This is a genomic window from Stutzerimonas stutzeri (assembly GCF_024448985.1).
GTDB lineage: Bacteria > Pseudomonadota > Gammaproteobacteria > Pseudomonadales > Pseudomonadaceae > Stutzerimonas > Stutzerimonas stutzeri_AP.
In genome coordinates this window covers 109,168-134,215 of sequence record NZ_JAMOII010000005.1, presented here as the reverse complement: position 1 = coordinate 134,215, position 25,048 = coordinate 109,168, and the positions used below count along the sequence as shown (strand labels likewise).

The 25,048-nt window shown below is 60.5% G+C and carries 24 protein-coding genes, 1 pseudogene and 1 riboswitch; of the genes and pseudogenes, 12 read left to right on the top strand and 13 right to left on the bottom strand.

Going from position 1 to position 25,048, the window contains the following annotated elements; genetic code table 11:
- Positions 1 to 71: 71 nt before the first annotated feature.
- Positions 72 to 329, bottom strand: a complete 258-nt coding sequence (locus tag NA647_RS09170) for a DUF1272 domain-containing protein (protein ID WP_256057407.1) — start codon at positions 327 to 329, stop codon at positions 72 to 74.
- Between the two features lie 191 nt (positions 330 to 520).
- Here NA647_RS09170 and NA647_RS09165 point away from each other — a divergent pair, with 191 nt between their 5' ends.
- The gene (locus NA647_RS09165; protein WP_256057406.1) at positions 521 to 3,634 is read left to right on the top strand and encodes an ATP-binding protein; all 3,114 of its coding nucleotides are present in this window, start codon (positions 521 to 523) and stop codon (positions 3,632 to 3,634) included.
- 170 nt (positions 3,635 to 3,804) lie between these two features.
- Positions 3,805 to 3,902, top strand: a riboswitch (glycine riboswitch).
- 161 nt (positions 3,903 to 4,063) lie between these two features.
- Entirely contained in the window at positions 4,064 to 5,329 is a 1,266-nt protein-coding gene (locus NA647_RS09160; RefSeq protein WP_256057405.1) for a D-amino acid dehydrogenase, read from the top strand.
- Positions 5,330 to 5,416: 87 nt separating this feature from the next.
- Here NA647_RS09160 and NA647_RS09155 read toward each other — a convergent pair whose 3' ends face one another.
- Positions 5,417 to 5,980: a TetR/AcrR family transcriptional regulator gene (locus tag NA647_RS09155; protein ID WP_256057403.1), complete on the bottom strand. Its 564-nt coding sequence runs from the start codon at positions 5,978 to 5,980 to the stop codon at positions 5,417 to 5,419.
- A 111-nt stretch (positions 5,981 to 6,091) separates the two neighbouring features.
- Here NA647_RS09155 and NA647_RS09150 point away from each other — a divergent pair, with 111 nt between their 5' ends.
- Positions 6,092 to 6,739 (top strand): glutathione S-transferase family protein, encoded by a 648-nt coding sequence (locus NA647_RS09150; protein ID WP_256057402.1) that lies wholly within the window; start codon positions 6,092 to 6,094, stop codon positions 6,737 to 6,739.
- Between the two features lie 10 nt (positions 6,740 to 6,749).
- Here NA647_RS09150 and NA647_RS09145 read toward each other — a convergent pair whose 3' ends face one another.
- The 3 genes from NA647_RS09145 to NA647_RS09135 all read right to left on the bottom strand — a co-directional run bounded on the left by NA647_RS09145 (position 6,750) and on the right by NA647_RS09135 (position 7,913).
- Positions 6,750 to 7,091, bottom strand: coding sequence for an FKBP-type peptidyl-prolyl cis-trans isomerase (locus tag NA647_RS09145; protein ID WP_256057401.1), 342 nt, complete (start codon positions 7,089 to 7,091; stop codon positions 6,750 to 6,752).
- Positions 7,092 to 7,237: 146 nt separating this feature from the next.
- A complete protein-coding gene (locus NA647_RS09140; protein ID WP_256057456.1) occupies positions 7,238 to 7,567 on the bottom strand; it encodes a GNAT family N-acetyltransferase in 330 nt (109 codons plus the stop codon).
- 34 nt (positions 7,568 to 7,601) lie between these two features.
- Positions 7,602 to 7,913, bottom strand: a complete 312-nt coding sequence (locus NA647_RS09135; RefSeq protein WP_256057400.1) for a hypothetical protein — start codon at positions 7,911 to 7,913, stop codon at positions 7,602 to 7,604.
- Positions 7,914 to 8,166: 253 nt separating this feature from the next.
- Here NA647_RS09135 and NA647_RS09130 point away from each other — a divergent pair, with 253 nt between their 5' ends.
- The 7 genes and pseudogenes from NA647_RS09130 to NA647_RS09100 all read left to right on the top strand — a co-directional run bounded on the left by NA647_RS09130 (position 8,167) and on the right by NA647_RS09100 (position 15,005).
- Positions 8,167 to 9,354, top strand: a complete 1,188-nt coding sequence (locus NA647_RS09130) for an acetyl-CoA C-acyltransferase family protein (RefSeq protein WP_256057398.1) — start codon at positions 8,167 to 8,169, stop codon at positions 9,352 to 9,354.
- Between the two features lie 120 nt (positions 9,355 to 9,474).
- Positions 9,475 to 10,383 carry a chemotaxis protein CheV gene (locus NA647_RS09125; RefSeq protein WP_256057397.1) on the top strand — a complete coding sequence of 303 codons (909 nt, stop codon included), beginning with the start codon at positions 9,475 to 9,477 and terminating at the stop codon, positions 10,381 to 10,383.
- Between the two features lie 95 nt (positions 10,384 to 10,478).
- Positions 10,479 to 10,997: pseudogene (locus NA647_RS09120) on the top strand (methyl-accepting chemotaxis protein); the annotation flags it as partial.
- A gap of 129 nt (positions 10,998 to 11,126) precedes the next feature.
- Positions 11,127 to 13,490 carry a DNA polymerase II gene (locus NA647_RS09115; protein WP_256057395.1) on the top strand — a complete coding sequence of 788 codons (2,364 nt, stop codon included), beginning with the start codon at positions 11,127 to 11,129 and terminating at the stop codon, positions 13,488 to 13,490.
- A gap of 129 nt (positions 13,491 to 13,619) precedes the next feature.
- Entirely contained in the window at positions 13,620 to 14,021 is a 402-nt protein-coding gene (locus NA647_RS09110; protein ID WP_256057394.1) for an MbcA/ParS/Xre antitoxin family protein, read from the top strand.
- Positions 14,021 to 14,701: an RES family NAD+ phosphorylase gene (locus NA647_RS09105; protein WP_256057393.1), complete on the top strand. Its 681-nt coding sequence runs from the start codon at positions 14,021 to 14,023 to the stop codon at positions 14,699 to 14,701. Before NA647_RS09110 ends, NA647_RS09105 begins: the two co-directional genes overlap by 1 nt.
- A 94-nt stretch (positions 14,702 to 14,795) precedes the next feature.
- Positions 14,796 to 15,005, top strand: a complete 210-nt coding sequence (locus NA647_RS09100) for a DUF3079 domain-containing protein (RefSeq protein ID WP_131651633.1) — start codon at positions 14,796 to 14,798, stop codon at positions 15,003 to 15,005.
- Between the two features lie 32 nt (positions 15,006 to 15,037).
- Here NA647_RS09100 and NA647_RS09095 read toward each other — a convergent pair whose 3' ends face one another.
- The 6 genes from NA647_RS09095 to NA647_RS09070 are packed head-to-tail and all read right to left on the bottom strand — an operon-like array spanning position 15,038 to position 20,478.
- Positions 15,038 to 17,002: a response regulator gene (locus NA647_RS09095; protein WP_256057391.1), complete on the bottom strand. Its 1,965-nt coding sequence runs from the start codon at positions 17,000 to 17,002 to the stop codon at positions 15,038 to 15,040.
- The gene (locus NA647_RS09090; protein WP_423836464.1) at positions 16,992 to 17,864 is read right to left on the bottom strand and encodes a sensor histidine kinase; all 873 of its coding nucleotides are present in this window, start codon (positions 17,862 to 17,864) and stop codon (positions 16,992 to 16,994) included. Before NA647_RS09090 ends, NA647_RS09095 begins: the two co-directional genes overlap by 11 nt.
- Positions 17,857 to 18,867 (bottom strand): ATP-binding protein, encoded by a 1,011-nt coding sequence (locus NA647_RS09085; protein WP_256057455.1) that lies wholly within the window; start codon positions 18,865 to 18,867, stop codon positions 17,857 to 17,859. Before NA647_RS09085 ends, NA647_RS09090 begins: the two co-directional genes overlap by 8 nt.
- Positions 18,864 to 19,268, bottom strand: a complete 405-nt coding sequence (locus tag NA647_RS09080; RefSeq protein WP_256049374.1) for an ATP-binding protein — start codon at positions 19,266 to 19,268, stop codon at positions 18,864 to 18,866. Before NA647_RS09080 ends, NA647_RS09085 begins: the two co-directional genes overlap by 4 nt.
- A complete protein-coding gene (locus NA647_RS09075) occupies positions 19,265 to 19,627 on the bottom strand; it encodes an STAS domain-containing protein (protein ID WP_256049373.1) in 363 nt (120 codons plus the stop codon). The genes NA647_RS09080 and NA647_RS09075 overlap by 4 nt, the downstream gene beginning before the upstream one ends.
- Entirely contained in the window at positions 19,627 to 20,478 is an 852-nt protein-coding gene (locus tag NA647_RS09070) for an STAS domain-containing protein (RefSeq protein WP_256057390.1), read from the bottom strand. Before NA647_RS09070 ends, NA647_RS09075 begins: the two co-directional genes overlap by 1 nt.
- A gap of 457 nt (positions 20,479 to 20,935) precedes the next feature.
- On the opposite strand from NA647_RS09070, the gene NA647_RS09065 reads away from it, so the two are divergent.
- Positions 20,936 to 23,056, top strand: a complete 2,121-nt coding sequence (locus NA647_RS09065; protein ID WP_256057389.1) for a putative bifunctional diguanylate cyclase/phosphodiesterase — start codon at positions 20,936 to 20,938, stop codon at positions 23,054 to 23,056.
- Between the two features lie 52 nt (positions 23,057 to 23,108).
- On the opposite strand, the gene NA647_RS09060 is transcribed toward NA647_RS09065, so the two are convergent.
- Together NA647_RS09060 and NA647_RS09055 are read right to left on the bottom strand one after the other, a co-directional pair.
- Positions 23,109 to 23,786: a TIGR04211 family SH3 domain-containing protein gene (locus NA647_RS09060; RefSeq protein ID WP_256057388.1), complete on the bottom strand. Its 678-nt coding sequence runs from the start codon at positions 23,784 to 23,786 to the stop codon at positions 23,109 to 23,111.
- 298 nt (positions 23,787 to 24,084) lie between these two features.
- Positions 24,085 to 24,393: a hypothetical protein gene (locus NA647_RS09055; protein WP_256057387.1), complete on the bottom strand. Its 309-nt coding sequence runs from the start codon at positions 24,391 to 24,393 to the stop codon at positions 24,085 to 24,087.
- A gap of 303 nt (positions 24,394 to 24,696) precedes the next feature.
- Between NA647_RS09055 and NA647_RS09050 the strand changes: the two genes are divergently transcribed.
- Positions 24,697 to 25,023, top strand: coding sequence for a hypothetical protein (locus tag NA647_RS09050; RefSeq protein ID WP_256057386.1), 327 nt, complete (start codon positions 24,697 to 24,699; stop codon positions 25,021 to 25,023).
- The last annotated feature ends 25 nt before the right edge of the window (positions 25,024 to 25,048 follow it).

Sequence of the window (25,048 nt, the reverse complement as noted above, 5' to 3'; positions counted from 1 at the left end):
CCGCTTTGCGGGCCTTTTTTTACCCATCACTGTTGGGTTGACGAGAGATGGCGAAGTTGGGCCGTCGGGTCTTACCGAACGATAGGGGCCGGGCTGCACCGTTGCGGCTTATAAACGCGTTGTGTGGATGCCGGGTTATTAGCGAGTTTCGAAGCGGGGCGACGAGGACGGGCCACCAGTTCGCCGCCGCAGTTAGGGCAGATGAAACCAAGTTTCGACTCTGCGCACTCCGTACAGAAGGTGCATTCGAAGGAGCAAATCAACGCTTGCGCAGATTCTGGCGGCAAATCAATGTTGCAGCATTCGCAGCCAGGCCGAAGTTCTAACATGCAAATCTCCCAATATCTGGCAGCGCCTTGCCAGCTGAAGGTGGTGAATGAACTGGTCCGCAGCAAATATCCTCCAAGTGCTGATACTCGTCTCGCGGATTGCTTAAACTAATATCTGCTGTTCGGCGACGCACCGTTTCGCCGAGTTTTTTTACGCCTTGATTCCAATCAGGGTGTCAGGGGAAGGACTATTGAATCAGGCAAGAGCGAAACCGACCCGCTCGGTACCGTTGCGCAGCCGTCTGCTGACGATCGCGCTTGCTGGAATTCTGCCCCTGGCACTGGTCGCTGGCTTAGGCCTGGTATCGATAGTCAACGACCAGAAGCTACTGGCGAAGCAGCGCAGTCTGGAAGCTACACGCCTGGCCGCCACGGCAGTCGAGGTCGAGCTCAGGCGGTCACTGGACGTGCTGCAGGCGTTATCGCAATCGACCATGCTCGATGATGACGATATCGACGGCTTCTCTGGTATGGTCCACCGCGTATTGCCTTCGGTGCCCAGCTGGTATGCCCTGCTCATCATCACACCGGAAGGCGAGGTCATCCGGCGTATTTCGCGACACGACCCGCCTGCATCCAAGGCAATTGCCGAACCTCGAAGCTTCGCTGAACTGATGCGCACGGGTGAGCCGCAGGTGGGCAACATGGGGTTGGGCCCCGGCGGGGTGTGGGGGATTCCCATACGCGTGCCGGTCGATATCGAGGGGAACACTCGCTATGTCCTGACTGCGGTGCTAAAGCCTGATTCCATCGTTCAAGTCATCAGCGATCGCCGGTTAGCACCCGGCTGGATCAACATGGTGTTCGATGCCAACGGCATACGCATCGCTCGCTCTCAACGGCACGTGGAAACTATGGGGCAGCCGGCTTCGCCGACGCTCCAGCGCATGCTCGTGGTCAATCCCGCCGACGAAGGCGTCGGTATGTCCAAGACGATGGAAGGTGTTCCGGCCTACACCGCGTTCGTCCGCCTTTACCCGTTCGGGTGGGTCGTCGCCACAGCCGCGCCAACCGAAGCGGTGGAGGCTGGCGCTGCTCGGGCTTTCACTCTCTACGGCGGCGGACTGTTACTGTCCTTGATGTTCGCCGTCGCCGCAGCGTTGTTCGCGACACGGCGAATCAACGTGCCGATGCGTCAGTTGCGCGGGGCGGCGCAGGCCATCGGTCAGGGCCAATCGTTACAACAGGTACCGGACAGCGAAATCGAAGAAGTGCGCGAGGTAGGGCAGGCACTGGCCGCCGCTGCGCAGGCGCGTAGGGCAAGCGAGGCCGAGCGTGACAGCATGTTGTCGCAGCTGGAACTGGCTCAGCAGGACCTGACCGAGCAAATAAGCGATCTGAATTCGCTGCACACACTCGGTAACCGTCTGCAGCAATTGCCGACACTCGATGCTCAGCTGCAGGCGATCATCGACGTGCTGTGCGAGCTGCACGGCGCAACCCACGGCCTGCTGGCGCTCAGCGATGGTCAGTCGCCCTTGCGCATTCATGCGTCGAAGGGTTTTTCGCCGGCCTCGCTGGAGCTTATGGACAACGTAGCGCCCGGACTCGGCGTTTGCGGCGCAGCGGTCCAGGAAGGCTGTCGAATGGTGGTGACGGATACCGAAACCGATCCACGTTTCACCGAGTTTCTCGCCGTATCTCGTATCGAAGGGTTCTGCTCCGTTCACAGCACACCGATCCTCAATAGCGACGGCAGTGTCCTGGGCACTTTGACCGTGCAACTCAAAGAGACGCGGCCCCCGACCGAGCGTGAGATTCGCCTGGCCGATCTCGCGGCTGGCCTTGCTGCGGTATTCATCGACCGGGCACGCGCGCAGAGCAAGGCTGGCATGCTTGAGAGGCGACTGCAGGTGGCGCTGGATTCGTCCACCGTTCCGTTCGCCATTCTTTCTCCGCACCTCAATGCTGCGGGCGAGTTACATGACTTCCGGCTGGACTTCATCAATCCGACCGGTGCCGAGAGCTTGCAGGGAACGGTTGCAGAACTGACGGGGCGGCGCATCAGCGAAGTGCTCGGACCCAATGCCAATCCGCAAGCGATCGGCACGCTGGTGGCGGCGGCGACGCAGCAGCAGCCGCATGACGTAGAGATGCGCAGCACTGCCTTTGCCAGCGAGCGTTGGGTGCGCCTGATTGCCACGCCTTTCGAGCACAGGCTCGCCGTCTGGTTCGCTGATGTGACCAAATCCAAACGTCAGGAGCAGGCGATTCTGGAGGCTGATCGGCGTAAGGATGAGTTTCTCGCGACACTGGCGCATGAGCTGCGTAACCCGCTGGCGCCCATTCGCCTGGCGGCTGGCCTTGTCGGCTCTCCCTCTGCATCCGAAGCGCAGAAGTTGCGCAGCCAGCAAATTATCGAGCGGCAGGTACGACACATGGCACTGCTGCTGGACGATCTGTTCGATATCTCGCGCATCACCCTCGGCAAGCTGGTGCTGCGCAAGGAGTCACTGGATCTCCGAGCGGTGGTCGAAGCTGCCGTTGAGACTGCGCGGGCCAAAATCGAGGCGAAACGACATGAGTTGTTCATCGAGCAGCCGACGGAAGCGATCCTGCTCGAAGCCGATCCGCTGCGGCTCGAGCAGATACTCGTCAATTTACTGAACAACGCCGCCAAGTTCACCGCCCACGGCGGGCAGATCCGCGTGCGCGCCGCGTTGAAAGACGGGTTGGCAACGGTGTCGGTGGCCGATAACGGCTTGGGCATTGCTCGCGAACATCTTCAACTGATTTTCGAACGATTCGCTCAGGTGCCAATGCCCCAATCGCAGGTCAATACGGGTCTGGGCATCGGGCTGGCGCTGGCCAAGGGCCTGGCCAATCTTCATGGCGGCGACATCCGCGTCAGCAGCGAAGGGGTAGGGCTAGGGGCGAAGTTCGAGTTGAATCTGCCGGCGCTGGCCCCACCGCAGCTCGAGGCGCAGCCTGCGGAAGCTGGCAGGCTAGCGGCAAGTACGCGACGGATCCTGGTCGCTGACGACAACCGGGACATCGCCGAAACCATGGCCGAAGTCCTCCGGCTGGAGGGCCACGACGTACATCTGGCCTTCGACGGCGTCGAAGCCTTCGAGCGCTATCGGCAGCTCGAGCCAGAAGTGGTGTTATTGGATATCGGTATGCCCGGTCTGCGTGGCGATGAGGTCGCACGGATGATCCGCTCGTCGGATTCGCGTGTTCGGCTGGTAGCGATCACCGGCTGGGGGCAGCCGAGCGACAAGGAAAATGCGCTGGCGGCCGGGTTCGACGTCCACCTGACCAAGCCCGTCGATATCGCCCAGCTGATAGCGCTGGTCGGCTCCTGAAATCATGCCTGTAACGCGGGTGATGGTTTCATGGCGCGCCGCTGAAGCGGACGAATGCATCGTTCCTTAGTCGTACGGCAGAAAAATTTCTGTTGCAAAGGGGGCGTTTTCTGGCACCTTGAGCACCGACTGCATTACTGGATCGATTTAGATCGGTCCGGCACATGAAGTATGTGGACTCGGGAGAGACTGCAGCGACATCGTCGCCAGCAGCGCCGAAGGAGCAACCGCCCCGGAAACTCTCAGGCAAAAGGACCGCTTCCACAGGTTTGACTCTGAAGAGCCGTCGGGTGTCGTCGCCCGTCGCACCGAAGGAGCAAGCGAACTCTGCCCGTTGGAGCTCGCGAAACTCTCAGGTCCAGAACAGAGGGGGCGTCTGATCCGCATGTCGCGGACGGACTCTGACCCTTGACGTTCTGGAGCGACACAATGAAAACAATCGCTGTTATTGGTGGCGGTATTACCGGCATCACCACCGCCTATGCGTTGGCTAAGCGCGGTTTCGACGTGACCCTTTTCGAAAAGCACCGCTACGCCGCAATGGAAACCTCCTTTGCAAACGGCGGGCAGCTCTCCGCCTCGAATGCCGAGGTCTGGACTCACTGGTCAACGATCCTCAAGGGCATGAAATGGATGCTCAAGAGCGACGCGCCATTGCTGGTCAGCCCCAAGCCCAGCTGGCACAAGTTGTCCTGGTTCGCCGAGTTCATCGGCTCCATTGGGCAATACCGCCAGAACACCATCGAAACCGCACGCCTGGCCATCGCCGCCCGCGAGCATCTGTTTGCCTGGGCCGAAGAAGAGGGCATCGACTTCGACTTGAAGAAGGCCGGCATCCTGCACATTTACCGTGACAAGGCTGGCTTCGAGCACGCTGGCACCGTATCCACACTGCTGGCCCAAGGTGGGCTGCCGCGCCGCAGCGTGACGCCGGACGAGATGCGGGCCATCGAGCCAACGCTGGCGGGGCAATACTACGGCGGCTATTACACAGAGTGCGATTCCACCGGCGACATCCACAGTTTCACCAACGGCCTCGCGGCGGCGGCCATTCGCCTGGGTGTCGAATGCCGTTACGGCCAGGATGTTAAAGCTGTGGCAACCAACGGCAGCCAGGCTAGCGTCATCCTCGGCACGCCAGGCGGCGACGAAACCCTGGAATTCGACGGCATGGTCGTCTGCGCCGGTACGGCAAGCCGGGCCCTGGCTGCGCAACTGGGCGACCGGGTGAACATCTATCCGGTGAAAGGCTATTCGATCACCGTCAACCTCAACGACGAGGCTAGCCGTGCCGCGGCCCCGACCGTGAGCTTGCTGGACGATGAAACGAAGCTGGTGACCAGCCGCCTCGGCGACAACCGTCTACGCGTCGCCGGGACTGCTGAGTTCAACGGCTACAACCGTGACATCCGCGCGGATCGTATCCGTCCGTTGGTGGACTGGGTCAACGAATGCTTCCCTGGCGTCAGCACTCAGAGCGTCGTGCCCTGGGCCGGACTGCGGCCGATGATGCCGAACATGATGCCTAAGGTCGGCCGCGGCAAGTCGCCTTGCATCTTCTACAACACTGGCCATGGCCACCTGGGCTGGACCCTGAGCGCCATTACGGCGGACATGATCGGTGATGTGGTAGGGCAAGCGCTGGGCTCACAGGCGCTCACATCCACCGGAACTGGACAGGCTGCATTGGCCTGACTTCGGCTGGCAGCGGCGCTGTCGCCGCTGCCAGTTGCAATTGTCTGAACGCATGGCCGCGTAGACAGGCTTCTCCCACAAACGCTCTCAACGCAGCAGCTCGATACAACCTGCCCGACAAGCTTCCAATAGCTCGCTAGCTAGTTGCTCATCGGCGATCGCACGCGCTAGCGCAACCCCACCAATCATTCCGGTTGCTACTTGCAAGGCTCGTTGCCGAGAGCTGTTGGGGTGGGTTTTCGCCAACGTGGTTTCCAGTCGAGCAAGAAACCCGTTGAACACCTGCGTATAGCGGTCACGTATGGCTGCGTCCTGCGTGGCTGCATCGTTGATCATGAACGCCAAGGGACAATGCATAGCGTTGCCGTCGCGGTGCTCCATCTGCAAATAGGTTTCCACAACCTGTCGCAGGCCGCCAACGCCGGCTTGCTCAAGTAGCGCGCCGCCTGCTTTTGCGGCGTTGCCGATGGCTTCGTTGTATAGGTCGGTTTTCGACTCGAAGTGACTGTAGAAAGCGCCCCGGGTGAGCCCGGCGTCTTGCATGATCATTTCGATGCTGGCTCGTTCGAAGCCCTCGATGGCAAACAGCCGCGAGGCGCTATCGAGTATCCGCTGGCGAGTCGAGGGGCGTTGTCTGGCAGGCCAAGGCATGACTGTCTCTCGAAGGGGAGTCAATGACAGAATGCCAGACAACCGGAATATGTTCTTGAACATAAGGTTGGCAACGTCACCATCGAGGCTCCCATCTCAGAGGAAATGCCTATGACGCTGCACGTTTTTGGTCCCGCCTTCAGCACGCTGGCTCGAAGCGTTCGCTTGTATTGCGAAGAGAAAGGATTGGCGTATACGCACGGGCTCGTTCTTGACGGAGTGCATGTCCAACTGCGCAGTCCTGAACATATGAGCTTGCATCCGTTTGGCAAAGTGCCGGTGTTGCTTGATGGCGAGGCGAGGGTGTTTGAAACCACGAGCATCTGCCGTTATCTGGACGCGGCTTTTCCGGATACTTCATTGCAGCCATCGGAGCCGCTTTTGCGCGCAGAGGTGGATCAATGGTCCGGCGCCCTGGCGCTCTATATTGATGAGGTACTGATTCGGGGTTACTTGTTGCTGGTGGCCTCTCCGGTTCTGAGAGCTCCCCCAACCCCGTCAGCTATCGCTGAGGCAGCTGATGCCGTTGCGGAGATATTCAAGCTGCTGGAGCGCAGAATCGAAGGACGCAAAAATTTTTTTTGCGGAGCGAACTACAGCATGGCTGATGCGATCCTTACGCCCATGCTGGATTACTTGCAGCAGTTACCGGCCAGCGCTGCGTGGTTCAAAGAAAACGCACAGATTGCTGACTATCTGCAACGGATGCGCGACCGCCCCTCGGCGCGCGCGGTTCTGACGCCGCCGGGGCGGATGTAACCGGCAGCAGTCACTCACCCCGAGTCAGCACTTCCAACAGCTCGATCTCGAACAGCAGGTTCGAGTTCGGTTTGATGTGTTCGCCGATCTGTCGCTCACCGTAGGCGAGGTGGGCGGGGACGAAGAGTTTGCGCTTGCCGCCGACCTTCATGCCCATCAGCCCGATGTCCCAGCCTTTGATGACGCGTCCGGTACCGATCACGCATTGGAAGGGCTTGCCGCGCTCGTAGGATGAGTCGAAGGTGGTGCCGTCTTCCAGCTGGCCTCGGTATTGAGTGGTGATTAGGGCGCCTTTTACCACTCCCTTACCATCGCCGACCTGGATGTCTTCGATCTGCAGCTCGTTGCTCATCGCTCTCTCTTCTCATGCGCTTAACCAGCACCGGGCGGGTGCCGAGTGATCCGGCAGTGGTGGGCTTCATTAGCTACCGATTGGGGGCAGCATATTACCTGTACGCATGGTGAATTCCCGCCTCATCGGTGCTCTTACAAAGCGAGCTAATCTATGATGTCGTCCCAGTCCGGGTGCTTCTTTACATAAGCGGCGACGAATCCGCAAACCGGTACGATGCGCTTGCCGCGCTGGCGGGCATCGTCGAGTGACTGGCGAATCAGTACGCTGCCCATGCCCTGGCCTTCGAGGCTCGGATCCACTTCGGTGTGGGTAAAGACCAGGCGGTCGTCGTCCTCCCGGTACGCGGCAAAGCCGAGCGTTTCGCCATCGATGTCCAGCAGGTAGCGCTGTTGATTTTCGTCGTGTCGAACGTTCGCGTTGTTCTCTCTCATTGGTGGGCTTCCTCGGTGATATGCAGGGAATGGCGCTGCCAGAAGTAGCGGTCAATTCACTCGCGTTCGACTTCGACTACAGCTCATCGACCAGTCGTTTGCCCAGTGACATGCCGCGCTCGAGCGCTTCGTCGAAGCTGCTGTAATGCTGCGTTTGGTCCACGCTCACCGGGACGACGATCTCGCGATCTTTCACGACCTCCGCGCCCACCGCCCATAACGTCTCGCCAAAGGTTTCGTATTCATAACCGGTGAGATGCACGATCACATCGTGGTCTCGATAGATCAGTCGGTGGCTATGCGGAATCTGGTGATTGCTGCCGTTGGGGATGTGAGCAGGGGTTTCGAAGTAGGGTTGTTCGGCGTCCGGTTTGACTGCCTTGGTCATCGCTGGGCCTCCCATGGGTTGTCTGGGTTGGGCCCGATATCGATGTGCATCGTTCCATCGTGAGGAAAGCGAGCGACGGGCGCATCGCTCTGCCGGCGCCCCCCCATCGCGGCAAGTGACCGATGAGTTCTGCAATAACGCATGAGCGATCTGCAGCTTTTCCCTGTTGTTCTGCTGATTCATCCGGTTAGCATCGGGTCAATCGCCGCGCCGCATTGGCCGGAGCGACCCCATTCAGTAGAAGAGAACCCCCATGACTGAACGCGAAATCGTCGTTGTCGGTGCGGTGCGCACGCCAATCGGCTCCTTTGGCGGCGCGCTGAAGGACATCGATCTGACCACCTTGGCGACCACAGTCTGCCGCGCGGCGCTGGAGCGCTCCGGCACGCCAGCGGATGCCGTTGGCCACGTGGTGATGGGCAACGTGATACCCACCGAGCCGCGGGATGGTTATCTGGCGCGAGTCGCTGCGGTGGACGCCGGCATACCGCTGGAAACTCCCGCGTTCAACGTCAATCGCCTGTGTGGCTCTGGCCTGCAGGCAATCATTTCCGCCGCGCAGTCGATCCTGCTCGGCGATACCGATGTCGCCATTGGCGGCGGCGCGGAGAGCATGAGCCGCGGGCCATTCATTGTGCCGAACATGCGCTGGGGCGCGCGCCTCGGTGATAGCGCTGTGATCGACTACATGAACACGCTCCTTCACGATCCCTGGGGCAAATTCCATATGGGCGTGACCGCGGAGAACGTAGCCGAGCGCTACGGCATCAGTCGCGAACAACAGGATGCCTTGGCGTTGGAAAGCCAAGCGCGTGCCGCCCGGGCGTTGGAGAACGGCTACTTTCGGGAGCAGATCGTTCCGGTTGAAATCCGCAGCCGTAAAGGCACCGCTTATTTCGATACCGACGAGCATCTACGCTCGGATCTCACCATGGAGCGTCTCGCGGCATTGAAACCGGTGTTCAAGAAAGAGGGCGGCACCGTGACCGCCGGCAACGCGTCCGGACTGAACGACGGTGCCGCTGCGCTGATACTGGCCGAGGCGGGACGGGCGAAAGCACTCGGCCTGACGCCCATGGCGCGATTGGTCGGTTATGCCCATGCCGGTGTCGACCCGGCTTACATGGGCATTGGTCCGGTGCCGGCGGTGCGCAAGGTGCTGGAGCGCACCGGGATCAGTCTGGACCAGATCGATGTGATCGAGGCCAACGAGGCCTTCGCCGCCCAGGCCTGTGCGGTGATGCAGGAACTCGGCATGGACCCGGGGCGAGTCAATCCCAACGGCTCTGGCATCTCGCTCGGGCATCCAGTGGGTGCGACCGGCGCGATCATTACTGTCAAGGCGATCCATGAGCTGCAGCGCATCCAGGGCCGCTATGCGCTGGTAACCATGTGCATCGGCGGTGGACAGGGCATCGCGGCGATCTTCGAGCGCTGCTGACCGGGCACGCGGCATTTGGCAGAAGCCGTTCTGATGACTGAAGATTTCGCCGCTCCAGCCGACAAGACTCTAGCGAGGTGATATCTACACCACGAGAACGGCTATCCCACAGGACCATCCATGAACAACACATCCGCCACCGACGCCTTATCGCTTCTGCTGTTCACGCTGCGCAGCGGCAAGCAGATGGCGATCAACCTGTTGAAGGTCAGCGAGATCATTCCGACGCCATCGCTGACCCGGCTTCCCGAGTCGCATCCCCATGTGAAGGGCGTCGCCACGCTGCGGGGTCAGCCGTTGACGGTCATCGACCTGAGCCTGGCGATCGGCATGGCGCCGCTGCAAGATCCCAAGGGCGGTTGCCTGATCGTTACCGAAATCAGCCGCTCGAAGCAGGGGCTGCACGTTCAGGCGGTGGTGAAGATCGTGCATATCCAGTCGTCGAAAATCCTGCCTCCGCCATATGGAGCGCGCAGCAGCTCCTTCATTACCGGCACGGCTGAGGTAGACGGCGAGCTGATCCAGATTCTCGATGTGGAGAAGGTAATCCACACCGTTGCGCCTGCGCCCGCAGAGGCCGACATCTCCGATCTAGATAATCAGGACGCGCAGCTGCTTACCGAAACCCGCGCACTGATCGTCGATGACAGCCAGGTGGCCGTGCATATGTCGGTATCGGCCCTGAGCAAGATGGGTGTCACTTGTCATGCGGTGCGCAGCGCCCGCGAGGCTTTCGACAAGCTCGACAGCCTGAAAGACAGCTACGACGCGATCAACGTAGTGGTATCGGATATCGAAATGCCGGAAATGGACGGCTACTCCTTCACCCAGGCGCTGCGTAAGCATCCCGATTACGCCTCTATCTATGTGCTGCTGCATACCTCGCTGGACAGCACCATCAGTACCGACAAGGCCAAGACGGCCGGGGCTAATGACATCCTCACCAAATTCTCCCCGCCGGAGATGGCCAAGTGCATGTTGCGTGCGGCGCGGGTGATCCATCTGGGTGAGGATGCCTCGGCAGGCTAACAAGCCGTTCCGATGTCCGGCCGGTGATTCTAGGTATCCAGCAAATGGGATCGACGCTACGAGACCTCATTGGCGGGATCCGCGACGGCGTGACCCAGATCAGCAGTGTCATGAGTGTGATCAGAGAGGTTGCGGAACAGACCAACCTCTTGGCGTTGAACGCTGCCATCGAAGCGGCCAGGGCCGGCGAGGCGGGGCGTGGTTTTGCGGTGGTGGCTGATGAAGTGCGCGGACTTGCACAGCGCACGCAAAAATCCACCGAAGAGATCGAAGGCCTGGTGGCTGGCTTGCAGAACGGCACCAAGCAGGTCGCGACGATCATGCTGAGCAGCCGTGAACTGACGGACAGCAGCGTGGCGCTTACCCGCAGGGCTGGCGAGTCGCTGGAGAACATCACGCGCACCGTTTCGAACATCCAGTCGATGAACCAACAGATCGCCGCGGCCGCCGAGCAGCAGAGCGCCGTAGCTGAGGAAATCAGCCGCAGCGTATTGAATGTTCGCGACGTTTCCGAGCAAACCGCAGCGGCGAGCAACGAAACCGCAGCCTCCAGCGTGGAGCTGGCCCGTTTGGGTAATCATCTGCAGATGATGGTGAGCCGGTTCAGGATGTGACATCCGGCGTCGGGCCTGCTGGCGCCATGCTGTCAGGCCCGACGCGAGTGGCCGCGTCGATGATTCTCTAGGCATGTTTGCGAGCGTTGCCACGTAGAATGTTGCCTCGCAAAGATGAGGAGGCGAACGGTGGATTTACAGCAGGGCTTCGTCCTGACCCGGCACTGGCGCGACACGGCGGCCGGGACCGAGGTGGAGTTCTGGTTGGCGACCGATACCGGGCCGCGTCGGCTCCGTGTGCCGTATCAGCCTTCGGTGGCGTTCATTCCGGCGACGCAACAGCGCAAGGTCGAGATACTGATCAAGGGCGAACGCGACGTCGAATTGCGACCGCTGAATCTGACCGATTTCCGGCATCGGCCGGTGCTCGGGCTCTATTGCAAGCAGCACCGACAGTTGATGAACCTGGAAAAGCGCCTGCGCGCGGCTGGGCTCGACGTCTACGAAGGCGACATTCGTCCGCCGGAGCGCTATCTGATGGAGCGCTTCATTACCGCGCCGGTTAGCTTCATTGGCCAGCTGGATGCGGAGGGCGTGCTGGTCGATGCGCAGCTCAAGCCGGCGCCGAACTATCGCCCGCAACTGAAGCTGGTCTCGCTGGACATCGAAACCACCATGCGCGGCGAGCTGTATTCCATTGCGCTGGAAGGTTGCGGGCAGCGGCAGGTCTATATGCTCGGGCCGGCCAACGGTGACGCCAGTACGGTTGATTTCCAGTTGGAATACTGCGACAGCCGCAAGCGGCTGATCGAGCGGCTTAACGACTGGCTGATGCTGCACGACCCTGACGCCATCATCGGCTGGAACCTGGTGCAGTTCGACCTACGGGTGCTGCGCGAACAGGCCCAGCGTTATCACGTACCGCTGCGGTTGGGGCGTGGCGGGGAAGAGATGGCCTGGCGCGAGCACGGCAGCCGCGGTAATCACTTCTTCGCCGCGGCGGCGGGCCGACTGATCATCGATGGCATCGAGGCGCTGCGCTCGGCAACCTGGAGCTTCCCCTCGTTCAGCCTGGAGAACGTCGCGCAGACGCTGCTCGGCGAAGGCAAGGCGATCGACACGCCGTACCAGCGCATGGATGAAATCAACCGCATGTTCGCCGAGGACAAGCCGGCGCTTGCGCGCTACAACCTCAAGGACTGCGAGCTGGTCACGCGAATCTTCCACGAGACTGAAGTGCTGACCTTCTTGCTCGAACGCGCCACGGTCACCGGTCTGCCGGCCGATCGCAGTGGTGGCTCGGTGGCCGCGTTCGAACACCTCTACATTCCGCTGATGCACCGCCAAGGCTTCGTCGCGCCCAATCTCGGCGAGCGGCCGCCTGAGGCCAGCCCCGGCGGCTTCGTGATGAATTCGCAGCCGGGCCTGTACGAATCCGTGCTGGTGCTGGACTACAAGAGCCTTTACCCGTCGATCATCCGTACCTTTCTCATTGACCCGGTGGGGCTGGTCGAAGGCATGCGCCATCCCGAGGACAGCGACTCGGTGCCGGGCTTTCGTGGCGCGCGCTTTTCCCGGACGCGTCATTGCCTGCCGGCAATCGTCGAGCGCGTCTGGGAAGGGCGTGAGACGGCCAAGCGCGAGGGCAACAAGCCGCTTTCGCAGGCGCTGAAAATCATCATGAACGCCTTTTACGGCGTGCTCGGCTCCAGCGGCTGTCGCTTTTTCGATCCGCGGCTGGCCTCGTCCATCACCTTGCGCGGGCATGAAATCATGCGCCACACCCGCGAGCTGATCGAGGCCGAGGGCTACAGCGTGATCTACGGCGATACCGACTCCACCTTCGTCTGGCTCAAACGCGCCCACGACGATGCGGACGCGGCACGCATCGGCAAGCGCCTGGTGCGGCTGATCAACGACTGGTGGCGTGAGCATCTGCAGCACGAGTTCGGCCTGCAAAGCGCCCTGGAATTGCAGTTCGAAAGCCATTTCAAACGCTTCCTGATGCCTACCATTCGCGGCGCGGAGGAGGGCAGCAAGAAGCGCTACGCCGGGCTGGTCACGCGTCCCGATGGCAGCGATGGGCTGGTCTTCAAAGGGCTGGAAACGGTACGTACCGATTGGTCGCCACTGGCCCAGCAATTCCAGCAGGAGCTGTACCGGCGCATCTTCAACCGCGAGCCCTATCAGGACTACGTGCGCGACTATGTGCACCGCACGCTGGCCGGTGAGTTGGATGAGTTACTGATCTTCCGCAAGCGATTGCGCAGACGGCTGGATGACTACGATCGCAACGTGCCGCCACATGTGCGAGCCGCACGGATCGCCGATGACTACAACCTGCAGCAGGGCCGTCAGCGGCAGTACCAGAACGGCGGCTGGATCAGGTATCTGATCACCGTGGCCGGGCCGGAGCCGCTCGAGGTGCGGCGTGCGGTGATCGACTACGACCATTACGTGACACGCCAGCTGCTGCCGATCGCCGATGCGATCCTGCCGTTCGTAGGTGACAGCTTCTCAGCGCTGATTGACGACCAGCTCGGACTGTTCTGAGTTGCGCTCTATCGTGGTCAGCAAAGGCAGCTTTAAGTTGGACAGATAATACGTATATGAATTTAATGATTGAAATAATACATATGCGGAGTAATCTGTTCGCTATGCGATAACCAGGCAGAAGTAACGATGAAAACCGAACAGGCAATCAGCAAGCCGGACATCCATTCACCCGATGCGGGGCGAGTTGCGCTGACGTTCTTTTTTAACCTCATGCAACTGTGGGATTGCAGCGCCGAACAGCAGCGCGTGCTGCTCGGGTCAGTGGGCAACACAACTTATTTCAAATACAAGAAGCTCCCCGAAGTTCGTTTGCCGCGCGATACGCTGGAGCGGATTTCCTATCTGATGGGCATCCACAAGGCGCTGCGGATCATTTTCAGCAATCAGGCGGAGCGCGCGTACGAATGGGTGCACAAACCCAATGATGCCGCGCCATTCAATGGCATTAGCGCGCTCGATTACATGCTCGGTGGGCAAGTGGTCGATCTGGCGGACGTACGTCGTTATCTCGATGGGGTTCGCGGCTGATGGCATGGCAGGAGGTTCTGCCGGCCTGGCGGAAGGCGTATCGCATCATCAACAGCTCGTTCCCGCCGCTGACCGTGTTCGAAGACACCCTCAGCCCGGAGGATCTGGAAATTGCCTTTGCGCTCGAGGCCATGACCAACGACCGTTTGCGCGAAGAGGCGGGGCTATTGCAGCGCGTGGCGCCCGGTGACCGAGTCAGCGGGCCGGGCTCGACGCCGGTGATGGCGGCCTTCACCCATATCGGCAATGCCAGTCGGTTCAGCGATGGCAGTTACGGTGTCTATTACTGCGCCAGTTCCATCGATGCGGCTATCGCCGAAACCAAGTTCCATCTGGAGCGTTTCCTGGCGGCCACCCGTGAGGCGAATGTCGAAATCACCATGCGCGCGTACGTGAACAAAATCGTCAAGCCGGTGATCGACGTGCGCGCCATGCCCGAGTTGCATCAGCCCGATCCGGCCGCCTATGGCAACAGCCAGGCATTCGCTCGCGAACACCGTGACGGCAAGGCCTGGGGCCTGCTTTACCGAAGCGTGCGGCTGGACGGGCATGAGTGTGTCGCTGCATTTCGCCCGCAAACGGTCTCGCTGCCGGTGCAAGGCCCGCATTTTCGCTACGTGTGGGATATGCGTGCGGGCGCGATCACCCACATTCTGCAGATCAGCGAAGTGCTGGTTTGAGCCTCCAGCGGGGCGTTGTTGATCATGATCAAGTCCGCGCGGGGGATGGCCGAGTAGCCTGAGCGCTCAGCTGGCACCCAGACGAGGCCCGAACATGGCCAAGAAATTCCCGATGAATCCCCCACACCCTGAACGTATCTGCTGGGGCTGCGACCGCTACTGCCCGGCGGACTCGCTCGCCTGCGGCAACGGTGCCGGTCGTACTCAGCACCCGGCGGAAATGATGGGGGACGATTGGTATTTGTACGGCGATTGGGGTTTCGATCTGATCGCGACCGACAAGCCGGACGAAAAGGCGGGTTGAGCGACCGAGCGAGTCGTGTCCAGGTTATCGGCCTAGTTACGATTGAGCCGATTCACCGAGGCCGTATCGAGCACTCGGCGCACCTTGGCAAGCAGCTCGCTGATTTGAAACGGCTTGACCACCATATCCATACCTTCGGCCAGAAAACGGTCGCGACGCACCGCATTTTCCGCATAACCGGTCATGAACAGCACCGGCAGGGCGGGACGATGAGTCCGCGCAACATCGGCTAGCTCACGCCCCGAGAGTTGTGGCAGGCCCACATCCGTCAACAGTAGATCGACGCTTGGATCGTCCCGCAACACCGATAACGCCGTCGCGACGTCTCCCGCTTCGCTGCATCGATAGCCCGCTTCGCTGAGCATCTCGAGCACCAGCATGCGCACCGCCGGCATATCTTCGACGATCAGCACATGCTCGCTGTTGCCCTTTGGCGTGTCGCCGATGGGTGCGGCGGTGTGGCCGACATCAGTAGCCGCGGGCAACACCAGCGTCACTTCGGTGCCCTGGCCAACGATACTGTCGATCCGCGCCTCGCCACCTGATTGACGGGCGAAGCCATAGATCGAAGACAGGCCCAGGCCGGTGCCCTGGCCGAGCGGCTTGGTTGTGAAGAAGGGGTCGAATACCTTGCCGATAACCTTTGCGGGGATCCCGGTGCCATCGTCCTTTACGCTCAGCGCGACGTAATCACCATCGGCTAGTTCGGTATTGCCGGTGGATCGCATGGAAGTCGTACGGATGACGATATGGCCGCCGTCAGGCAATGCGTCCCGGGCGTTGATCACCAGATTCAGCACAGCGCTTTCCAGCTGATTGGCATCCACCTGGGCGATCGCACCTTCCTCACAGAGGTCGAGCTTCAGCTCGATGCGCTCGCCGATGGTGCGCTGTAGCAGCTCTTCGAGGGAGCGGATCTGATCGTTGATATTGGCGGGGCGGGCGTCCAGCGGTTGCTGGCGGGCAAAGGCCAATAGCCGATTGGTCATCGAGGCGGCGCTGCGTGCGGAGCTCAAGGCGGTGTCGGCGAAGCGTAATACCGCGTCGCTGCGGCCTTCCTGAAATCGCTGTTTGAGCAGCTCGATGCCGGTGATGATGCCGGTCAGCAAGTTGTTGAAGTCATGTGCGATGCCTCCGGTCAGCTTGCCCAGAGCGTCCATCTTTTGTGCCTGCATCAGCTGCGCTTCGGTGCGCACACGTTCGGCTACCTCGCGTGCGAGTTCGCTGTTCACGCTGTCGAGTTGTTGCAGTTGCGAGCGTTCGCGTTGGCGTTGCTCGGTGACGTCCTCGACGAACACGAGGCCAAGGTCGACGGCGCGATAGGGCGAAACCTGCCATTTGGTTTCACGCAGCTGACCCGCGACGTGCATGCTCAGCGTGCCCTGCCAGCGCGCACCGCTGGCCAGGCTCTGTCGAAGCTGCTGCAGCTTGTCTTCCTGGTTATCGGCAAGGCGGGCGAGCAATGCCGAAGCATCGTCACCATCCCCCAGCAGCAGTTCGAATGCCGGGTTGCATTCATGGATCTGCAGCTGCGCATCGATCACGACAATCGGTGCGGCCACGCTAGTAAAGATCTCACGAAAGCGCGCTTCGCTTTCGCGCAGCGCGTGCTCGGTGTCACGGACGCGCAATAGCGTGCGCAACGTGGCGAGCAATACGTCCGGGTCGACCGGATGAATGAGATAGGCATCCGCCCCGGCATCGAGCCCGGTGATGATGTCTCCGGTCTGGATCGACGCGGCAGAAACGTGAACCACGGGCAGCAACTGGGTGCGCTCGTCGGCACGCAGCTGCCGGACGATATCGAAACCGCTCATGTCGGGCAGGTTCACGTCGAGAATCAGCGCATCGATTGCTTGCTCGGCGATGAGTGTCAGGCCTTCGTCGCCGGTTCCGGCTTCGAACACGTCGTAGCCGTGCCGCTCCATCACTCGACGTATCGCGTAACGCGTCGCGGCGTTGTCATCGACCACCAACAGTTTGCACTTACGCTCCATCGACCGGCTCCGTGGCAATAGATAGCGGAATGATGACGAAGAAGGTCGAGCCGATACCCGGAGTGCTTTCCACTCCGACACGCCCACCGAGCAGTTCGGCGAATCGCTTGCACAGCGACAGTCCCAGACCGGTGCCGCGCAGACGCTTCTGCAGAGGCGTGTCGATCTGCACGAAATCTTCGAACAGGTTGCCGTGCAGGCCATGCGGTATGCCGATACCGCTGTCGGTGACGGCGAAACAGACTTCGTGCTCGCCTTCGCGGCGTGCCGAAATACGTACCTCTCCGCGCTGCGTGAACTTCAATGCGTTGGAAATGAAATTTCGCAGAATCTGAGCCAGCTTCTTGTCATCGGTGTACAGGCGCGGGATGTCTTGTGGCTCTTCGAAAATCAGGTCCACCGTCTCGGCATCGACGATGGGGCGAAACATGCCGCGCAACGCGGCGAACAGATCAAACATGTCGAACCACGCTGGTGAAATGCTGATGCGACCCGCCTCGATCTTCGCCAGATCGAGCAGATCATCCACCATATCGCTCAGTTCAGAGGCGGCACCACTGATGAACAAGACCTGCTTGTGCTGCTCCTCGCTCAGTGGACCGTCCAGCTCGTCGCTGAGAAGACGCGTGATGCTGCGAATCGAGCCCAGCGGCGTGCGGAACTCGTGGCTCATGTAGGACAGAAAGCGGCTTTTGAGATCGGAGGCCTGGCGCAGCTGCTCGGCTTGAATGTCGAGCTCGGCATACAAAGCAAGAACGCCCTGATTGGTTTCGTCGAGCTCGGCGCGTAGCGACTCGTTCTCGCTGCGCAGCCGTTCCAGCTGGCTGAGGTCGGTATCGTTAACACCGTTCGAATCAGTCACGCGTTGCCTCCAGAGCGATTACCAGAACGGTCGCATCGTCGCGTCCGCGACAATAATCACGGTGCAGCACTGCGGCAATAATAGCGGGGTGGCGATGCACCAGCCCCGGGTAGTCACGCAGGGTCCAGCGAGATTGCAAACCATCGCTATACATGACTAGTAATTGATGTTCTTCAACCGGGTAGTCGAATGCGCGCGCTTTGCGAAATTGCGATCCAACGATCCCTGGATGCGAGGCGAGGCCCCGGCTTTTTTCCACATTGAGCAGGCTGGCGCCGATGTTGCCAATTCCGGCAAAGCGCAATACCCCGAGGCGGGGATCGAACACCGCGACGGCTGCAGCGCCGCCACGGGTTCCGCACATCGCCTGATGCATGTCGGCAATGCTGGTTTCCGGGTCGGCGAAGGGGGCTGCGGCGAATGCGCTGGCACCACACTTGGCGGCGTGCTCCGCATCTTCGCCGTGGCCGATGCCGTCGATCACCAATGCGCTGATCCGTTGCTTATCGCAGGCCACATGCCAGACATCACCACATGCCGGGTCGTTATTCAGCGAATGTTGGCTGACGCCAAAGCGCAGAAACGGCACTGCAATGCCGCGTCGAAATAACTGCACGAGTACGACCGAGCCTTTGTCGTCCGAGTAAGCGTCGAATACCTGTGCCTGGCGCCTTAGTGCACCCAGCCCTGTTCCCTGGGTGCCACCAGTGGAAAACCCATCGGCCAGGCATTCGTTGAGGTTGAAGCCCGGCCCGCTATCCACAGCGACGATCTCGACACCGCTTCCGGTTTCTGCCGCGATCGAACGCAGGTGCAGGGAGCCTTGGCCTGCGTGCTTGAGCAGATTGGTGGCGAGCTCGGTAGTTGCCAGGGCCACGCGTCCGGCATCGGTTTCGTCGAAACCCAGTTCCGTGGCCAGGCGCTGCGCAACGCGGCGGGCGTGGCCTACCTGGCTGCTGTCTTCGATGGGTAACACCTGCGTCATTGAGCCGGGGATATTCATGCCCATCGGACGATACTGATTCGAGTACCGATGCCTGGCGTACTCTCGAGTTCAAACTCATCCACCAGCCGTTTCGCGCCGGTCAGTCCAAGACCGAGCCCACCGCCCGACGTCCAGCCATCGGTCATGGCCAGCTTGATATCCGCTATTCCAGGACCTTCGTCACGGAACGTCAGGCGGATACCGGTGCGGGCGCTTTGCTCGATGACCGCCCAGTCCATGTCGCCACCACCGCCGTACACCACCGTGTTACGGGCCAGCTCGCTGACGGCGGTCACCAGCTTGGTCTGATCGATCAGGCGCATGCCGCAATCCTGCGCGATGCGGCGGACTGCCTGGCGCGCCAGTACCACATCCTGTTCGATGCGTACCGGCAGGCTGCCACTTTCGCGCACGGTCATTTTTCGGCCATCCGTTTATGCAGCAGCTGCATCCCTCGTTCAACGTTCAACGCCGTGCTGACGCCTTGTAGTGTCAGACCCAGTTCGACCAGCGTGATTGCAACGGCCGGCTGCATGCCGACCACGACGGTCTCTGCGTCCATGATGCTGGAAAGGCCGGAAATCGAGCTGATCATCCGGCCGATGAACGAGTCGACCATGTCCAGTGCGGAGATATCGATCAGTACGGCACGGGCCGAGGTCGCGCTGATGCGCTCGGCGAGGTCGTCTTGCAGGGTCATGGCCAGCTGGTCGTGCATGTCGACTTGAATGGTGACGAGCAGAAAGTCACCCATTCGCAATATAGGGATGCGTTCCATCACACCGCCTTGGTTACAGTCAGGCCGGAGCGGCGCAACGCTAATGCCAGTGCGTCGGCGAGGGATGCCTTAGTGACGATGCCTTGCAGATCCAGGCCGAGATGAACGATGGTTTGGGCAATCTGCGGACGTACGCCGCTGATGATGCAGTCAGCACCCATCAGGCGGATGGCCGTGACGGTCTTGAGCAGATGTTGCGCCACCAGCGTATCGACGGTAGGTACGCCGGTAATGTCGATGATGGCGATTTCCGAACCTGTGTCGACGATGCGCTGCAGCAACGATTCCATTACCACCTGAGTCCGCTGCGAATCCAGCGTGCCGATCATGGGCAGCGCCAGTACGCCATCCCACAGTTTGACCACCGGCGTGGACAACTCGAGCAGCTCTTCCTGCTGACGCTTGATCACCGCCTCGCGGGACTTCTGGAAAGTACGCACGGTATACAGACCGAGGTCGTCGATCAGTTCGGACAAGGCCCAGAGCTGCTCGGCCAGCAGCGCCGGCTCGTCGGCATATTCGCACTGCAACAACGGCATCAGCGGGCGTTTGAGCGAAAAAATGAAGCCTGCGGTCTGCTGTGAATCGAAACCTAGCTGCACCCGGCTATGGGACAGCTTTTCCAGGTACTGACGCATCTCGTCCCAGCTGGCTGCCTTGACGTCACCCGACTCGGTTCTGCTGGCACCGGCGATCAGCAGACGGATGAATTCTTCGGTTTGCTGGCGAAAATCTTCGGTCTTGATAGTGCGGTACAGACCGCTGGATTCCAGTTCTGCAGTCCATTTGTTGAGCAGCTCTGACTGATTGCTGGCGATGACGTTGAACGTGCGTTGTTGCAATAGAGCCATTGGCGCTGATTCCTGAGTAGACGCATGCTGGGACGGCTGGGCATGCGGATATGATTCGAATGGATTGCTGGCGTTCCGGGCAGCGCGAGGAGTTCTGCCTCAGCGCTCGAACCACAGCGAGCCTTAGTCTGAAGGACCCTTCGAAACGCCGAATAGCCCGCATTTCGCCTCAAGTTGTGCACTGGGTCAAGGAATTTACACCCCTGATCTTGAGCGGAAGGCAGGGTGTGTTTGTGCCAAGCGCAAATGGGGGCTCGAGGTTTGTACCGAGGCCTATCAGATCGCCGGAGAATGTCGATTGGCCTAACAACCGCAGCAGCAGGGCTTGCATCGGTCTGACCGAGGCTATCCGTTCGGCGGATATGTGTTGTCCGCTCTTTAGAAAACGTCCCAGCGAGCGATGAACTGGCATAGCGACAAAGTCAGTACAACGCAGCCCTTCGCAGGAACCCAAACCATGCTGGTTGGTAGCTATAACGAAATTCTAGTGTTCTTCTCGTTCCTCGTTGCTGTGCTTGCGTCCTACACCGCACTCGACATGGCGGGGCGCGTTGCGACCGCTCAAGGTCGTGCGGCGCGCCTATGGTGGTTCGGTGGCTCGTTTTCCATGGGGCTAGGCATCTGGTCGATGCACTTTGTCGGCATGCTGGCCTTCAGTTTGCCGATTCCGCTTGGCTACGACCCCTTGATCACCACGGCCTCGTTGGTCATCGCAATCGCTGCGTCTGCCTTGGCGCTCTGGCTGGTGTGCCAGCAGACGCTGCCCTGGCTGCGGCTCGCACATGGCGCGGTTCTGATCGGCTGCGGTATCGCGGTCATGCACTACAGCGGCATGGCGGCGCTGCGAATGCAGCCGGGCATCGTGTATGACATGGGATGGTTGAGCGCTTCGGTGGCCATCGCCATCCTGGCCTCGGCCGCTGCGCTCTGGCTCGCATTTCGCCTGCGCGCGAACGTTTGTCGCGTACGGTTATGGCGGGGTGTCGCCGCACTGATCATGGGGCTGGCGATCGCCGGCATGCATTACACCGGCATGGCAGCGGCGAGCTTTCCGGACGGGAGCTTCTGCGGCGCGTCCAATACCGGTCTGGATACCAACTGGCTGGCTCTGTTGGTGATCATGCTGACGCTGGCGGTCCTGGCGATCGCACTGATTGTCTCGATACTGGACGGCCGCATGCAGAGCCGTACCTCGTTGCTGGCCAGTTCGCTGGAAAAGGCCAACAGTGAGCTGATCCAGCTCGCCCTGCATGACAACCTAACCAGATTGCCCAACCGTCTGTTGCTCGAAGATCGGCTAAGTCAGGCGCTCAAGGTTGCCCAGCGGGAGTCGTCCACGTTCGCCGTGATGTTCATGGACCTGGATGGCTTCAAGGCGGTGAACGACGCCTTCGGTCACCATATCGGTGACGAATTGTTGATGAGCGTTACCGAGCGGCTGCGCTCGTGCATTCGGGCCCAGGACACGCTGGCGCGGTTGGGTGGGGATGAGTTCGTGCTTCTAGCCGTCATCAGCGGGCCCGATGATGCCGCGACGCTGGCCGACAAGCTGGTGCAATGTATTGACGAGCCCTTTGCGCTGCCCCGTTATGAACTGCGGGTGTCGCTCAGCGTCGGCATTGCGGTGTACCCCAGCGATGGTGAAACCGAGCGCGACCTGCTGCTGCATGCTGATGCCGCTATGTACCACACCAAGAGTGCCGGCCGGAACGGCTACAGCTTCTTCGAAGCCTCGATGAACGCGAATGCGGCCGAGCAACTGCAATTGCTTCACGATCTGCGTATGGCCGAAGAGCGGAATGAGCTGCGCCTGCTTTACCAGCCGAAATTCGAAGTGCCGACCGGGGATGTGCAAGGCTTTGAGGCGTTGCTGCGGTGGCAGCATCCGACGCGTGGCTTGCTCTCGCCCGACGTTTTTCTGCCGCTGGCCGAGAAAACCGGCTTGATCATACCCATTGGGAATTGGGTGCTGGCCGAGGCGTGCCGGCAATTACGCGAATGGCATTTGCAGGGGTTCAGCCATTGGAGCATCGCGGTCAATCTTTCAGCCGTGCAGTTCGAGCAACCGGGCCTGCTGGAAGTGGTGGCCGAGGCGATCGACCGCCATTGCATCCCCGCAGCGAATCTGACGCTCGAAATCACTGAAACCGTAGCCATGCGCAACGCGGAGGCAACCATCGAAACCTTGAGGAGCCTTACCGAATTCGGCGTGAAAGCCTCCATTGATGACTTCGGTACGGGATATTCGAGCTTGCTTTATCTGAAGAGACTTCCAGCTAGCGAGCTGAAAATTGACCGTGCGTTCGTCAAGGAAATGAGCGTTGGCAATGAAGACTCGGTGATCGTTTCGGCAATCATTGCGTTGGGTAAAGCGCTGGGCCTGGAGATTGTCGCGGAGGGTGTGGAAACAGCGGAGCAGCGAGCGTTTCTCACCGAGCTCGGCTGTGAAACGCTCCAGGGCTTTCTGCTCGACAGACCTATGGCGCCTGAACAAGTCCTCGAGCGCATGACGCAGGCAAGACCGGGTTGGTCATCGTCCGTAGCAGGCGCCACGAAGCGGATATCCGAACCCGGTTAGGTTTGGGCTAGGGTCTGTTACCGTTTCGGTCGCTACGAAAAGCCGACAGGCCTTAGAACCACCGGTCGTTGCGCTTGCGACCGCGCGTCATGGCCGGAATGATCAGTCCGGCCAGCAAGCCCGCGCCAGCGATGCTGCCGCCGTAAACCATGTAGCGCATCAGTACCTGATTGTTCTCGTCACCCAACCGAGCCTGGGCGTCGCGCAGTTCCGATTCAGTGGCCGTAAGTGCTTCGTCGAGCGCTTTGCGGCGCGCTTCCAGTTCGTCGATTAATGCCTTGCGCGAGTCTAGAGTCTCTTGCATGCCCTGAACTCGGGCCTTCCAGTTGTCATCGATTGTCTTCAGTTCTTCACTGAGCTCGGCAACCTGCTGTTCGAGCTGCGGTAAACGCTCGGCCTGGCCGGGAATTTCCTGCAGATCACTGCTGCGAATCCAGACGCGATCGCCGTTCTCGCCGCGAACCTGGCTGTAGTCGCCCTGCGTATCGAGTAATTCGACTTGCTGCCCGGACGTAAGGCTACCGACGATGCGATAGCCGTCGGTTGGACCGCTTCGCACGTAGGTGCTTAATGTATCGCTGACCCAGCGATCATTGGTCGCTTGCTGGGCATGGGCCGGTGCGATGACGGCCAGCAAGGTGCCGAACAGACCGGTACGAACGGCGCGGCGCTGAGAGGTTAACCAGGTAAAACGGGATAGAAGAGCGAGACGATGGCGAGATAAGGACATTGGTGGTCTTCGCGTGAAAAATGGAGGCCCTGGTGAACGAGCCGAAAATGAACCACCCGGCGCTGGCGGGTTGGCCAATGCCGGGATGGGCGAACAGCAGGCGTACGGATATGCCGATTGGGAGAATGTCTTATCCCAGGGGTGAACACGTGACCCCCTGTAGGGCTGCAGACTGGACTGACAGCGGGACGCGCTGAAGGTTCATTAAATCTTCATCAGTTCGTGCGCAGCCTGGAGCGACCCGGCATGACGTTCGACTCTGACTTTAACCAAGCGGTGAGGAGGAAGCTAACCACCGTTATAGCCGCTCGACCGGATGCGCCTGAATCAACACCTGCTCCTGACGGAAGCGGGTTTCCAGAGAAGTTCGGTACTCGCTCCACCAGGCGCGATTAAGCTCGGACGCCAGCACTTCGTAAATGATCAGGTCGTCGCGCACGGCTGAGTTGTCATCCTCGCGCCACAATCCGTTGACTGGCGCGCGGGTGTGAGCGGTCAGGCCGCCGAACTGCTGCATGAGTTCGTCACGCACCTCGGCGAACAGCAATTTAGGCAAGGCTTGCCCGTCATTGTCGTAAAGCGGGAGCAGTAGCTGGATCAGGTGCATGGCGCAAATTCCACTGCGTAAGGGGATTATCGTGCACCGCCGGGGAGGGATCGGGCCTCGCCGTCATAGTGACCGGAACGGATCAAGCAGCCAGACGCAAACCCAGCGCTGTTCATCCTCTGGCAGCCCATCTTGCATGGACGTTCCGGCCAGGAGCCGAACGGCGGTGGTCTTATAGGTTCGATGGCTTGGAACGGTCGTCAAATGCCCCGCCAGCGGCGCTGCGGTCTGATAGGCGGAGACGAATTCGCCGGCGCAGCCGGACTCCAAGCTAGACAAGAATTCGCTGGAGGAGCCTAAAAAATGGAATCGTCTAACCCCTCGGTAACCGCCTTGCAACAGGCTCAGGACATCACATCGCGCTGGTCGGACGGGGAGTTGGGAGCCGAAGAAGCGCAGCAAGCCCTCAAAGTCGTATTCGATAATTGGCAAGCCGGTGAGCCTACGACGCAGGCTGAGCACGTTACGGAAGCGGCTTTGTCGGGCGCGCGGATTGCTTTCCAGGATTGGTTGCAGCGCGGCGAAAACTGTGAGGAGCTGGTCACCCAACTGCGCTGGATTCTCGACCCGTCGAAAGACGGCGTCACCGATCCCGAGCTCAACGTCTACGCGCCGCAGCGCTTCGAGTGAGGCGTCGCAACGGACTGAAAGTATG